The sequence below is a fragment of the Solitalea lacus genome, from assembly GCF_022014595.1.
In the GTDB taxonomy this organism is placed as follows: Bacteria; Bacteroidota; Bacteroidia; order Sphingobacteriales; family Sphingobacteriaceae; genus Solitalea; species Solitalea lacus.
Window position 1 is genome coordinate 3406689 of sequence record NZ_CP091740.1, and the last position, 14588, is coordinate 3421276.

General features: G+C 38.3%; 11 protein-coding genes. 2 read left to right on the plus strand and 9 right to left on the minus strand.

Annotated features, from left to right (window positions below; all coding sequences use genetic code 11):
- Positions 1-11 precede the first annotated feature (11 nt).
- Both L2B55_RS14690 and L2B55_RS14695 read right to left on the minus strand, forming a co-directional pair.
- Positions 12-1157 (minus strand): ABC transporter substrate-binding protein, encoded by a 1146-nt coding sequence (locus L2B55_RS14690; protein WP_237846906.1) that lies wholly within the window; start codon positions 1155-1157, stop codon positions 12-14.
- Positions 1158-1235: 78 nt separating this feature from the next.
- Positions 1236-1781 carry a phage tail protein gene (locus L2B55_RS14695; RefSeq protein WP_237846907.1) on the minus strand — a complete coding sequence of 182 codons (546 nt, stop codon included), beginning with the start codon at positions 1779-1781 and terminating at the stop codon, positions 1236-1238.
- A 458-nt stretch (positions 1782-2239) separates the two neighbouring features.
- Between L2B55_RS14695 and cysC the strand changes: the two genes are divergently transcribed.
- Together cysC and L2B55_RS14705 are read left to right on the plus strand one after the other, a co-directional pair.
- Entirely contained in the window at positions 2240-2803 is a 564-nt protein-coding gene (cysC, locus tag L2B55_RS14700; protein ID WP_237846908.1) for an adenylyl-sulfate kinase, read from the plus strand.
- Entirely contained in the window at positions 2796-3818 is a 1023-nt protein-coding gene (locus L2B55_RS14705; RefSeq protein WP_237846909.1) for a phytanoyl-CoA dioxygenase family protein, read from the plus strand. The genes cysC and L2B55_RS14705 overlap by 8 nt, the downstream gene beginning before the upstream one ends.
- Here the strand turns inward: L2B55_RS14705 and L2B55_RS14710 are convergent.
- The 7 genes from L2B55_RS14710 to L2B55_RS14740 form a co-directional block, all read right to left on the minus strand.
- The gene (locus tag L2B55_RS14710) at positions 3805-4788 is read right to left on the minus strand and encodes a sulfotransferase (protein ID WP_237846911.1); all 984 of its coding nucleotides are present in this window, start codon (positions 4786-4788) and stop codon (positions 3805-3807) included. The two genes, L2B55_RS14705 and L2B55_RS14710, sit on opposite strands and share 14 nt — an antisense overlap.
- A 4-nt stretch (positions 4789-4792) precedes the next feature.
- A complete protein-coding gene (locus L2B55_RS14715) occupies positions 4793-5395 on the minus strand; it encodes an aspartyl/asparaginyl beta-hydroxylase domain-containing protein (protein WP_237846913.1) in 603 nt (200 codons plus the stop codon).
- A 277-nt stretch (positions 5396-5672) separates the two neighbouring features.
- A complete protein-coding gene (locus tag L2B55_RS14720) occupies positions 5673-6821 on the minus strand; it encodes a TlpA disulfide reductase family protein (protein WP_237846914.1) in 1149 nt (382 codons plus the stop codon).
- A gap of 52 nt (positions 6822-6873) precedes the next feature.
- Positions 6874-8262 carry a thioredoxin family protein gene (locus L2B55_RS14725; RefSeq protein WP_237846915.1) on the minus strand — a complete coding sequence of 463 codons (1389 nt, stop codon included), beginning with the start codon at positions 8260-8262 and terminating at the stop codon, positions 6874-6876.
- Positions 8263-8292: 30 nt separating this feature from the next.
- Positions 8293-9453, minus strand: a complete 1161-nt coding sequence (locus L2B55_RS14730; protein ID WP_237846916.1) for a TlpA disulfide reductase family protein — start codon at positions 9451-9453, stop codon at positions 8293-8295.
- A gap of 155 nt (positions 9454-9608) precedes the next feature.
- Positions 9609-11042, minus strand: a complete 1434-nt coding sequence (locus L2B55_RS14735) for a RagB/SusD family nutrient uptake outer membrane protein (protein ID WP_237846917.1) — start codon at positions 11040-11042, stop codon at positions 9609-9611.
- A 35-nt stretch (positions 11043-11077) separates the two neighbouring features.
- Positions 11078-14527 carry a TonB-dependent receptor gene (locus L2B55_RS14740; RefSeq protein WP_237846918.1) on the minus strand — a complete coding sequence of 1150 codons (3450 nt, stop codon included), beginning with the start codon at positions 14525-14527 and terminating at the stop codon, positions 11078-11080.
- Between the last annotated feature and the right edge of the window lie 61 nt (positions 14528-14588).

Genomic DNA, 14588 nt, shown 5'->3' on the forward strand with positions numbered 1-14588 from the left:
TGTTTTGAATGTTAAATGCACAAGTAAGTATTGGTCCATTTGGAGAATACTCCTTCAGGTTTTTCTATTTTGTATTGCTCAAATTTTTCAATAATATCAGGAACTGTGTCAATAAGCTGAAGTTTACATTTGCCAGATTGACTAGGTATTACTTCAGTGATGTACATAGGAGCTACCAAATGATGAGAAGTGCTATGCATTTCAACCACCCCCCTAGGGCTCTCAAATGCGATGGCCTCAAGTTCGTGAGTTGCATCAACTATTACTCCGTTATATTTATTTAGAATAGTAGTACACTGGATGAAGAATTGACCAGTTTCCCAACCAAACATTGAGAAAATGTTACTTTGGCCTCCTAAGGTTCTTTTAAACAAATGATTCGATTCATTTTCAAGATCGTGAAACCATGTTACATGACCCTTGATACCCTCAAAAGGATAATCCATAGAATTAAGCCATGTCTCTTCGAGCATAAATGGAGAAGTGTAAAGCTTTAGTTTTTTATATAAACCACTACGAGTGTATTCTTTCAGGAAAAATTCACCGGATTCTATTGAAAACTGCGCCAAAATTGAATCTGGTTGTTTTTGCTCCAAAACGTCATGTAAAGGAGAAATGCTAAAATCTTCTCTAACGTATGGAACAACTAAATGGGATTGAATCTGCCCACCGCCAGCCTCAATTCCTTTCTGGTAAGCGAAGCATTGTAAATATCCTCCGTCATAGAAAGAAGTGGCAAAAACGGGGCGAACAGCTCCTTCTTGTCCTGACAATTGGCCTGTGAGCCTACTACCAAATGCAGCCTGAAGGGATAATGTATAACAAAATGGGGAAGATTGCCAGTCGATAGGAATATGCCCTCCCGGATCCATTACGACTAAAAGCTTATTAAGCTTAGAAAATAATGGCACCAGCTTAAATGCCTCGGTATGATCGATAAATGCAATAACAAATGAAACATCTTCATCCAAAAGAAGCTTTTCTACTTTGGTATAAACTACAGCCTCTGCTTCTCCAAAACCTATATTTTCAGAAAATATCTTAACAGAAACCTCGGATTTTTTCAAGTAGGCCTTAAAACCAGACATTAAGTCAATTGATAAAGTCGGGTATAGCGAAGATCGAGGAAGTAATACTCCTACTCTTTTTTCTGTCATAGTATTTGATGATAAACTCAAAGTAATTAAGCGGACAATTACAAAGTCCGCTTAACTTATTAAAATCTGTTCATTCCGTTAATTTCTTGACGGGAATACACCTTGAGTACAAATAATGTAATTCAGCGCAAGAGTTGGCTGTATAATACTTACAGGGATGCTATTGCCAGTAATGGCTGTGTTCAAATTAGTAGTAAGATTACCGGCAAACTCACCAGGGCTAGGAGTTGGGTTATAAGTATTTCCTGGAGTTGGGCCAGGGTAAGAACCCGAAGGACTATCTGTAGCTGAAGAATCTACATTTACTGGTAATTGTACAGTCCCGATTATAGCGTGATTATGCGCAGGTAAATTATTAAGGGTAAGGGTTACATTTTCCATACCGGTAACCTCTCCTAATACATAGTTTGAAAGCCCTCTTCCTTGTCCATAACCTACTGCGACACGCCCTCTAAGATCCGGCAGTCCAAATGTAGTTTGTCCGTCGCCTCCATAGGTGGTTCCCAAAACTGAAAACAATGCTGAATTTTGAGAGATAGGTAGTAGTTGTCCCTGACAAATTGCATATCCTCTTGGAGCAAAGTTTCCAGCAAAAAGCTTAATGATTGCTAAGTATTCATCCATAGTGTATCTATTTAAATTAAGTTGTTTTTTATATAATGGAGCCTAAATAACTGCCAATCTGTTGATTTGCAGCGCAATTATAGAACTTATTTTTTAGTAGGCAAAAATTTCCACACAAGAAAATTTATTCACAATAAGTAATTTTTTATCATATCAACAGATAATCAACAACTTAATTATTAAAAAATATATATAATTAGTTAAATTTAATTCATAAAAGTTACAATGTACTCATAACAAACTATTTGGTAATAAAATTTCTTTCTACTTTTATAATTTTAAATGATATTATTAACCAACCATTATTAATAATGGCAGAAAATTTCTACTAAACAACACACTTTTACGGGGATGTTTTTCCTCATCAAATCAATAAAAAACTTGGAGCTAACAAGCTCAAACAAGAAGTTATTGTAAGGCCTAATATTTTAATTTATGGATTTAACAATTATTAATCAGTGATTATTCAACTAACAGGGCTTTCTGGCGCAGGAAAAACCACCATTGCTGGGTTAACTGCAATAGAATTGAGCAAACATGGATTTCCAGTAGAAATAATTGATGGCGACAGGTACAGAGCAACCATATGCAAAGATTTGGGATTTTCAGAAGATGATAGGAAAGAAAACATAAGAAGATTAGGAGCTGTTGCCAACGATTTTGCCTTAAGTGGCCATATAAGTATTATTGCTGCAATTAACCCTTTTGAATGCATTAGAAAGGAACTAGCGGGAAAATATAATGCGAAGATTGTTTGGGTAAATTGTGCAATTGAAAGATTGATCGAGCGCGACACTAAGGGTCTATATAAGCGAGCCTTATTACCTGATGGTCACCCTGAAAAGGTTTATCATTTTACAGGAATCAGTCAGGCTTATGAATCCCCTGAAAATGCTGACCTGATTTTAAACACCGATAGGGAAACACCTGTGCATTCGGCCCAAGTTTTAGCTGATTTTATTTTAAAGACACAAAAACCTCAAGAAAGCAAAATCAAGCAAATTATCTCACCAAATGAATAAAACTAAAGCTGAGCTTTTTCGATCAGAAGATCTGGGAGTGTTGAATACCTTTCATTTGAAACGTTTCTGGGATAAAACCATGAAGAAGAGGGCTGGCATTATACCTCAAGATGCCTTTCTAGCAGAATGGACCACCGACACCACCTTGTTAAATATTCTTGGAGTTGGACTTGAACAAACCATAATTTACCTCTATAATGAAGCGCCTGATTTCAATGCTTTCGAAAACTGGATTCTAAGGTTAAATAATAATGCTTTAGATGAAGAAAAAATCAAATTATTTAATGCCAGTTTCTTTGAGGACAAACTTTCTGAAAGCTTATTAACAGATAGTATTTTAAGTGAGGATGATATGTTATTTTGGGAACGTAACGGCTATGTAATAGTACGTAACGCTGTCCCTAAAGAAGATTGCGATGCAGTAATTGCCGCTCTTACCAAATTTTTGTCTATTGATTTGAACAATCCGATAACTTGGTACAATGAGCATTCAGCCCGTCAGGGTATAATGGTACAATTGTTTCAGCATCCTGCTTTAGAAAAGAACAGAAACTCACCCAAAATCAAAGCTGCATACGAGCAACTATGGAATAGAACCGACTTATGGGTAAGTACTGACAGAGTAAGTTTTAATCCGCCAGAAAATGAAAACTGGAAGTTCCCCGGCCCCCACTTACATTGGGATGTAAGCCTTGAATTACCAATTCCTTTTGGCTTGCAAGGATTACTTTATTTATCAGATACACAGGCAGATCAAGGTGCATTTACCTTAGTTCCTGGCTTTCAACATAGAATTGAAAGTTGGATCAATAGTTTACCATTTGAAACGGATCCACGAAAAGAAGATCTTCATCAATTAGGAGCTACCCCAATAACTGCAAATGCCGGAGATTTTATTATTTGGCACCAGGCTTTACCTCATGGCAGCAGTAGTAATACTTCTCATTTGCCACGCATGGTACAGTACATTAATTATGCACCAATTGATTCTGAGGTGAAAACTAAATGGAAGTAACTGATGTACGAATTTCTTCCAACTCATTATACAGTTTAAAGGCCATATTTAGTTCCGAAATATTGAGTTCCTGCTTCCGCTCTTCAGTGAATTTTCTGTCGGGATGCTTAGAGTGAAACGAGCTTCGCTCAACTATTTCATTCCACACCTCATCAGTAACTGATTTTCCTGTGATGCGAAATACTTTCTCCATCATTTTTAAAGGACCTTCGTTATAGTTAATCAAATGAGCATTAATATCTGTTTGCACGATCTTTTGAAATTGCTGCTGATACTTGATTAACACATCGCATATATATGCATCTAGGTTAGCGTAATTAACATCCTCAGGTTTAAACCCAAAAACTTCTGGTTCAATTACCCCTGGTGCGGCTTGCATTCCGCGCAATTGTTGATGAGAGCGAATTACTTCATCAGGAGAACGATACAATAAAATAAATGGAACAGAAGGATAGAGTTTTCTGTATGTTTCATAAAAAAAGACATGCCAACTATCCACCTTAATAAACAAAGAACGTTCACTCTCATCCCGTTTTTTGCCCATTAACTTGACTGCTGCATTTAGAGCTTCTCGCTGATTTACTTGGGCTACCTTTGGATTTTTTAAATGAAAACGCAGTATATCATCAAACAAAGGAACCTCTGCCAGGGAAATACATTGCTCATTAATACCAAGTAATTGCGAAAGCAATGTTGAGCCGCATCGAGAAACATGAAATATAATAGCTGATGGAGCAATCGAGTCAACATGATTGGCCTGAAAAACAGTACTGTCAAAATCTGACGCCAATCGAATAGGCTTGCTATTGAATGGCTGAGATCTGCAGATTGCTATTGTTTCATCAAAAAAGGGTTCTATAAATCGTTTATCACCTATATACAACCATTCAAATAACCATTGATTAGCTGAATTAGTTAACTTAACCGGAATCCAATTTTTAATTAAATCTGAGTTTATCTTTTCGAACATACTCCTAATTAAGCTGACTTTTTAATTGTTCAATGAGTTCTCTGGAAACCGGAGAATCTAACTGTTCTAATTCATCTATTACTTTCAAAATAGTTTCATTATCGTATTTATTTCCAGCTTGCTCTAAACTAAAGTCATAGCCGCATTGTTCAAATAACTCATCCGACCATTGGTTACGTTTGCAGTCAATAACTAAATGAATTCTCGCTTCATTGCTATTATTAACAACACTGTGTGGTAAGCTAAAATCAGCATACCAACACTCTCCAACCTTCATAGGAACATGCTTTCCGTCTACAATAAATTCAACCTTTGCATTCGTTTGAATAGGTATATGTAAACGATGAAACCCATCAGCATATCCTCCTGCCTGATCTACGTGCTCATTAATTTTGCTACCCGGTGCTAAAGACAAAAGTCGAACGCTTTCCTTTTCACAATTAAACGAGTCTATAATAGAACGAAAATAAGTGCAGTGGGCTAGTAATGGAGTATCTTGATAATCTGCATTGGGATGGGCAAAAACATCTGAAATCAATCCTGATGCCGATCTCAGGGCAATGCTAGTCCATTCTCCAGCATAATCATTTTGGTTGAAATGGGCCATCCAAGCTAGATTGAAACATTTTTGCAAATCAGACAGAAGCGCTTTTTCACTAAAATTAAAAGGCAGCTGAAAAAAACTATTGGACATATTTAATGATTTCACTTTCGTTGCTGAAACTAAGAAAAACCAATCTAACTCTCCACTTTCCTAAAATTTATTTTTCTTTAACGAATCTTAAAATATTGTTTAAAAACGAAAAACCCGGCGGGAGCCGGGCTGTTTCGCAGAAGATAATCAGGAGCATTTTGATCTGTCTTATCCTCTATGGTAACAAATCTTACTTTTCGAGCACCTCGTCTAATTTTCGAGCTAATTCCTCTCCCCTAAGGTTTTTGGCTACAATAATACCATTAGGATCGAGCAGTAAATTTTGTGGAACGGCAGAAATACCATACTCATTAGCAACAGCATTTTTCCATCCTTTTAAATCGCTCACATGAAGCCAAGGCAGTTTATCATCATTAATAGCTTTTAACCAGGCTTCTTTGTCATTGTCAAGAGAAACTGCCAGAATTTCAAAGTTTTTGTCTTTAAATTGTTGATAGGCTTTTACTACATGTGGATTTTCAGCCCTGCATGGTCCGCACCAGCTGGCCCAGAAATCAACCAAAACGTACTTACCTTTTAATGACGATAACGAAACCGGATGCCCTTCGGTATTATTCATACTGAAATCAATCGCCGGTTGACCGATTGCCGTTTTCAGAGCCTTACTTAAATTGGCCGCCAACTTCTTTCCAACAGAAGTATTCTTTAATGAGTTACTCAGATTAGTAAATAAAGGCTCAAATTTAGCTACATCAATAACCCCGCCTCTTTGATCCAATAAATTAAGACTCACGAATGAGTCAGGATGCTGACGAATGAAGTCTTCTTCTACCTTATTCATCTCCCTTCGTATCTCCTGTAATTTTGGACTTAACTCCGCCACTGCAGCTTCGTTCTTTTCTTTAAAAAACTGCCTAATTTTAAGGCTTAAAGGATCCATTTTTTCCTGCAAGGGTTTTAACTGCGATTGCAACAATAAATAATCGGCTTGAGCCTTGCCGCCTTTTATGACAGCCGTTTTCACCTGATTATTGCCCTTTAAAGTGATAGCGCCTTTTTCGAGAAAAAACGACTGCTGATCAGCAGTGAACCTTTTCTCAATGGCCGATAATTCCTTATCTTCTTGCAAGGGCTTTAGAGTAATTGTTGCGAAGGTTGTTTCGGTTATTGCACCTTTGAGCATGAATTGTCCGTTTTGCACGATTGCTGAATCCTGAACCCGCCCGTTACTATTACGATATTCAAGAAAAACCTTAGCATCTTGCTGCAATTCATTCAACTGACCTTTAATAACATAGGCTTGCTTTTGGCTATTTTCCTGGGCCATTGAAGTCATGGCAAAGGCCAGCCCGAAAAATGTTAACACTTGTTTAATCATTTTATATAATTCTTTTTGTTTTTACTAGTTAAAAATCTATCTAACCTTAAACCTAAAGCTTCCACAGTTTCTCCGGCATCTCACCCTTCTCCGCTTTCTCAATATTGCTCAGTATCATTTTCTGTTGATCTTTGCCTTTTATAATATTATCTTCACTTGCTTTTTTCATCATTTCAATAGCTTCTTGTTTCTTTTCACACTTTAAAAGCAAGCCCGCATACACAGCTTCATTAGAAAAATGAGGAAAATAGGTTGCTGCTTTTTTTGCCCATTCAGCAGCTTGCGCTAATACCTTTTTGTCTTCAACATTATGGTAAATCGCTTCTGCAGCCTCACGTAAATTGTAAGAGAAATTGCATACCCGCTGGTTTGCCATTATTCTATTCATTGTATGCCATTGTTCAACTTTTGAAGAATCAGCTTTTCCATCAAGGTAGGGTTGTCTGAATTTCTGATAATCAGCTACATCTGCAGCTATCATTCCGGCAATATCTGTTTTCATAAGACCATTATTAACATAGTCTAATGCAGCAGGAATGAGCTTTTGGGAATTATGTGTTCCTTTATAATAATCCATTCTAAGCCTTTTAGAAATTGTTTCGATGTCATCAGCTTTCAGCAAGCCCATTACCTGCTTTTTAGCAGCCTCCATCACTGGCAGCATCCCCTCCTTATTTTTGGCGATAATATCACTAATAAAATATTGCTGAATGCCATTGTCTAATACACGCAATGAATAATTTTTATTTTTAGCTAAAAGAGCATCAATTTCATCATGATGATTGATAACATAGTTGAAAAATTTACCCTTTGGCACATAAGCTATATTCTCATTAGAATATATTACAGAAGTTAAAAACTCCTGACTCAAAAGATCGGCTGGTGTAAGCTGGGGAACTAAAACCTCAATAACCTCTGCGCTGGGAGCTTTTAGTGTCGCTCTTTTTTTCAGGTAGCCAAGCAAAAACTCTTTACTCCGTTGTCCTGCATCGTATTCATCTTCCCATTTAGCAAGAGGTTTTGGATCTTTTTTTTCTTTAAGGGCAATAGTTGCCTCTTGTAAAAACTTTTTGGCCTCGTTATACCCACCCGACCGGTAAACCAATCCGCCATCGCCATTCACAAACAGATAAGTAGGATAAGACTTAACGCCAAATTCTTTTGCTATTTGCATACCTTCTCCTTTCTCCGCATCAATTTTGTAATTAATAAATGAGGCATTAAAAACATCGCCTACTTCTTTCTTTGGAAAAACTTCAGCAACCATTTTCTTACATGGCCCGCACCAGCTGGTATATACATCTACAAATACCAGTTTATTCTCTTGTTTTGCTTTAGTCAATATTTCCTTCCAGGTACCATGATCGAAGATGATACCTTCCTGGGCAAATAGCGTATTGGCAGATATTAATAGAAACAGTAGCGAAAAAATCTTTTTCATTATTACAGATTTTAAGTTTAACAGATTAATTTATTTGCCGAAGATCTCTTTCAGCTTCTTATCAAAATCAGCGCTTTCTCCTACAGAGCGTGCAATGATTTTACCTTCTTTATCCAACAACAGCTTGGTAGGAAATGCGGTGACTCCATAAGCTTTAACCGCATTAAACTTTTCCATATCCTCGTTATTCAGTACCTGTATCCAATTAATTCCGTCTTCATTAATAGCCTTCTGCCAGGAAGCTCTTGAAGCAGGCAGATCATTCCCCTGTTCATGAGCGATCCCCACAATCTCAAAACCCTGATCCTTATATTTTGAATACCATTCTTTCAGATGCGGATGACTCTGACGACAAGGCCCACACCAGCTACCCCAGAAATCGAGCAGTACATATTTCCCTTTTAGTGTTTGCAGATTTACAGCATTGCCGTTCATATCTTTTTTATTGAGTTCAATTGCTGTTTTTCCAATAGCAGTAGCTTTACTGTTGTTAATTTTATCAACAATACGCTGCGCAAAGTCTGAGTGTTTATGTTCATTACTCAACCGTTTAAATGATGTTTCCAATTCGTCAATCGACAAACTGTTAATCATATTAGACAGAAAATACATGCTCACCAATGAACCAGGGTATTTTCTAATGAATGCCTTTTGTAAGGCTTCATCTTGTTTACTATTAGCTATGCGAAGGGATTGCGCTTTTTTAAACAGCGAAGAATCCCCATTTTTAGCTATTGCTGCATACCCCTCTTTTGCTGCCGTCCATTCTTTGTGAGTTAGTTCAGCTTGTTGTGCTTTAATAACTGCCCACTCCGAATTTTGCTTGCCACCCTTTACATCGGCCCGGTAAATTTCATTTGCATCGCCCGTAATAACTAGGTCATCATTATCCAAAAAGAATTTCAAAATTGGTGAGGGAATAGCACCTTTTCCAACCTTAATGCTCAAGGCAGGATTACGGACTCCCATTGTCACTACTGTTGGCTCGTTTAGCCTTCCTCTAAAAATCAGAGACCCATTCTCCACAACATAATTAGTATCTATTACATGTTTTTGTGCCGAAGTATAAGCTATAAAAACTTTGAACTTGCCTACATTTTGTAGCTTAGCTTTAATGGTAAAACCCCTTTCCTGGGCGTTAGCGGTTATACAGCTGATAATAAATATCAGCGACAGTGTTATTTTCTTCATTCTGTTTAACATGATTATTTTTTAATTTCAAGCAGTTAGTTATACAAACTAAGTGCAGCACTATTTAAATAAGGATACCTGTCTGCTAACAAGCAGGCATCCTTACCTAAACACATTTCGATTGTATAAACAAGGGATTCAGGTTTCCTCTTAGACTAGTTATCCCCGTACCCGGGATTTTGCTTGACGTTTTTATTATAATGAACCTCTGCAAGCGGGATGGGGAACACCGCCCTAAAATCATCAGGCTTGATTTCATTAATGATATAAGGTGTTCCGGTTATTGCAGGACGAGTATCATTCTTCCTGAAAATATCAACCTTAGCAAAGCCCTCACCCAAAAACTCCAGACGCCGCTGCTTCTTAATTTCATCCAACACTTCAGCCTGCAATGCTGATGCAAATGGGGGAAGACCGCGTTTACTGCGTAAGGCATTGACATCGGTCACGGCTTCCATAAGCATGCCTTTTTCTGCATAGGCTTCGGCTCTATTTAATATAACTTCTGCATAACGTAATACCCGAACGTCAACAAAGGCTGTCCCAACAGGTTGATCATATTTAGAAAGCCGGTAGTTATTGGTATTGGCAACCTTAACAATATGGTTCTTGCGTGCATCAGCTGAGTTAATGGGATCACCCAAAATATTGAGCCAGTTTGGTGTAATGAACATGCCACTCTTTACTTCCGTCATGAAAATACTGTTAGGTGAACCGGCATCAAAGGCCAACGTGAAAATCTCTTCCGAAGTTTTACTTTTAGTGAAGATATCCTTTAATTCGGCGGCATTCCATAATGCATACTTGTTAGCAGAAACGATCTTTGACGCTTCATTAATGGCATTATCCCAGTCGCCCATGTACAGGTATACCCTGGCCAATAAAGCAGTGGCGGCATCTTTAGATGCATAATTAATGGCTGAGGTTTTGGGCTCCGAAACAGGACATAGATTTTGTGCTTCTTTTAAATCGCTGATTATTTGCGTATAAGTTTCACGCAAGGTAGCCCGTCCGGGAAGCAAGGCAAACGGATCAGCCTGAATACCAGATGCAATTAAGACAATTGGTAAACCTGTATTAGGATCATCAGGTTTAGCTGCCAGGTTAGTAAATGGACGGCAATAAGCTCGGGCCAGATCAAACAGAGTGATTGCCCGGATAAAATGAGCCTCCCCTTTGAAGGTACTTAAAGAAGGTTCAACAGTTTTTTCAATTACCTTGTTGGCAATGAAGTTAACAGAATAAGCAACTGTCCAGCTTGGATTACCCGAACTATTAGCGGTCATAATGTACTGCGAAAGAGAGCCCGATCCGGTCGAATATAAATCCACTCCCTGATAATTCTGACTGGTAATTAAACTGCTACCATAGAAAGAGGAATTCTTTAGGCCTGATGTATTTGTTCCGTAGGCACCATTCAAATAATTCCTCAAGGTTTTGCTATCCGAAAAAACCTGATTTTCGTTTAAACTGTCAAAAGGTTCCAGATTAAGTTTGCCATGGCATGCCGGCAACGATAGTGTCAATGCTGAGGCTATCATTATTCTGAAAGCATACCTATTTATATAATTAAGTTTATTCTTTTTCATTGTCTTTGCATTTACTTTCATCCAACCATGAACCGTTAAAATGTAATAGAACATCCAAGACTGAACTGTCTTGAAGTTGGTAATCTAAAGTTTTCCAGTCCTCCTGAATCACGTCCATCACCACCCAGCACATTATTAATAAACGGACGGAAAGCAGTGCTTACATCAGGATCTAATCCTTTATATTTTGTAACAGTATATAGATTAGTAGCCTGTGCATACACCACAAACCTGTCAATAAAACTTAAATTGGTGCTCTTCCAGGGATTTAAGGTATAGCCTAAACGCAGGTTAGCCAGGCGTGCAAACGAGGCATTCTCCAAGTAACGTGATGTAATTGCATTTGATGAGTTGCTGTTGTTCCAGGCTGGTTTCGGGAACGGGACCATATCTCCGGGCTTTTTCCAGTAATTTAAAGCGTCGGTGGTAAGATTTGTATTCAATACTGAAGCACCGTCGTGTTCAAGTATCTGACGGGTAAGGTTAATCACCTTATGGCCAAGGCTGAAAGTGATCAGCGCCGAAAGATCGAAGCCTTTGTAAGCAATACTATTAGTAATACCACCGGTTAATTTAGGAAGAGCATCGCCTAATACCCGCGCAGGCGCTTGTGAAAAGTTGCTGGTGGTGCTTCCATCCTTCATATACCACATTGGCGCACCGGTATCAGGGTTAACACCGGCCCATTCTTTCATGTAAACAGTGCCGACAGATTTTCCTTTAATCAAAATATTGCGCGAACTAAACATTGTATCGAGACCGTTTAACAGTGAAAGGATCTTATTTTTATAGCCGCCAACATTTAAATCAATCTGCCATTTTACATCCCTGGTTTTAATGGGTGTTCCGGATAAGGAAACCTCAAAGCCTGAATTCTGAAGCTTTCCTGCATTTCCGAGAATTGACAAACTGCCCGTTGTATAAGATACAGGAAGGTCGAAGATGAAGTTCTTGGTCTTCTTGTTATAATATTCAATTGAACCGGTCAAACGCGAATTAAAGAATCCAAAGTCTACTCCGGCATTCAGCAATCCAGACTTCTCCCATTTCAAGTCAGGGTTGTAGTATCCAAGCCGTTGAATAATGTTTTGCCCATTATAGGTGCCTGAAACTGAATATCTCCCCAGCGGATAAAGTGGCACCCCTGCATCATTACCTGAAGTACCAAAGCTGGCTCGCACCTTCAACAGATTGATAAAGTCAGCCTCCTTTATAAAGCTTTCTCTATCTAAGCGCCAGGCACCACTCACAGAAAAATAATTTTCCCATTTATTATTAATAGGGAATTTCGATGAGCCGTCGTTCCTCAATGAGCCTCCAGCGAAATACTTTCCGGCATAATCATAATTCACATTAAACAGGTATGAGATGTAGGCTTCCTGTGACTTTGATTCAATCGGCCGGGCTATCGTTGCAGCTGCATTGAGCAATTGAACACTACCGGTTGGAAAATTATCACCAATTGCATTAAAGGTATAATTGTTGCCAAACTGATATTCATAGCCGGCAACAGCTGAAAAGTTATGCCCCTGGTTGAATGATTTATCAAATCGCAGTAGGTTTTTACTGATCAGGTTGTTGTTATTACTGTTCCCTATATTCAAATCACCATTAAATATGCTTCCTCTTGCACTCAATGGATCGAGCCATTCTTTTGATTCACTATTGCCATAATTATAAGCCAGATTCGAAGAAAACTTCAACCAGTTGGTAAACTTATAAGTAGCTTCAATATTCAATAAGGCAAGGATGTTTTTAATTTGGCTGTAATTCTTATCTGCTGCATCCAGAAACGAGCCGCCTGAAAATAAGGGTTTATAGCTTGCAGGAATTGGGTCAAAAAGTGTTGAGCCTATAGCTCCCGGCTGACCGGCTTGAAAACCGTCATAAGGCTTGCCGTTCACATCTCTTGCAGGCAGAAACGGCAAATAAGCAAAGGCACCCCTTGTTGGAGAGTTTAAAGCATCAAAAAAAGGAATGTTATTAAGATTTGCTGACGAAACATTGGCCTTAGCCGACAGACTTAAACGCTTATTCACCTCATGATCTAAATTCAGTAATGTTGAATAACGTTTAAATTCGTTTCCTATCTGGGTATTTTTCTGATTGCTGTATTCGCCCGAAAGATAAAACCGTGTTTTACTATTACCGCCGTTTAAAGACAGGTTGTAGGTTTGGTCATAGCCCTTTCTGTAAGCCTCATCAAACCAGTTAGTATTGTATTTGGTAAGAAAATCAGGACGATAATTTAATATATCAGCCTGGGCCTCGCCCCTTAAAGTCAGCAGTTCACGGTGATATTGCAACAGCTGTTGGCTATTCATCATCCTTACATTACCTTTTAGTGCCTCGCTAAATCCTTGCCTTGTCGAAAATGATACCTTAGTGGGACCTTCCTTACCTTTTTTGGTAGTGATTACAATTACACCGTTTCCACCTCTTGCTCCATATAAAGCAGTAGCTGCTGCATCTTTTAACACACTAATATTTTCAATATCATCAGGATTCAGGTTATTAAGCACTTCGTTATTAGAACTTATTGTAGCACCTATTTGACCATCGTTAACAATCAAACCATCAACTACATATAAAGGTGAAGCAGAACTAGTAATTGAACCAATTCCACGGATACGAACAGTGGTGGACGAACCTGAAGATCCTGATGCGCTGGTTGCCATTATGCCCGGCACATTGCCTTGTAAGGCCTGACCAATAGTAGTTGGTTTCAGGTTTGAAATCGTATTATTACTTATTGTGCTGGCCGAAACAGATGTTAATGTTTTTCTCTCAACGGTATAACCTGTTACAATCACCTCAACCAAAGCCGAAACATTTACTTTCAGCATTATGTTTATCACTGGCTGACCGGTCACTTTAATTTCAGTTGAATTAAAACCCACAAATGAAAACACCAGCACCTCTCCTTTTTGTACAGAGAGCGTATACCGGCCATCGGTATCCGTTTGAACACCTTTGGAATGTCCCTTAACGGAGATGCTCACACCTGGCAATGGATTACCCTGCTCATCTGATACAATTCCAGAAATGGTAACAAGCTCCATATTTATTAATGGAACAATAACATGCTCTTCGCTGGATTTTATAGAAATAATCCTATCCTGAATGCTATACTCCAGCGATTGTCCCTTGAACACCTCCTTAAGCACCTCCTCTAATTCTTTATTAACAGCCTTAATACTTACAGGACGAGCTTTTTGAATGGTTTCATTATTGAAAATAAAAAAGTAACCAGTTTGCTTACGCAGTTCATGCAACACCTTTATTAAGGAGGCATTATTGTACGATACAGTTACTTTTTGGCCCAAAGAAACTGCACTAACATGCAGGCTTATGACCAATAGCATTATACCTGTTAATTTCATGATAAGAAGAACTTGGTTTTCGGTTGCTCTGCAAAGTTTATTGCACAGTTTTGCACCCGGGCTGTTTATACCCGGAATTTTAAAATGTATCGGTTCTTTCATACATTTGATTGGTTTGGGAATAATAATTCTATTAAAACAGTTTTTTAGGTTAACCCGACCA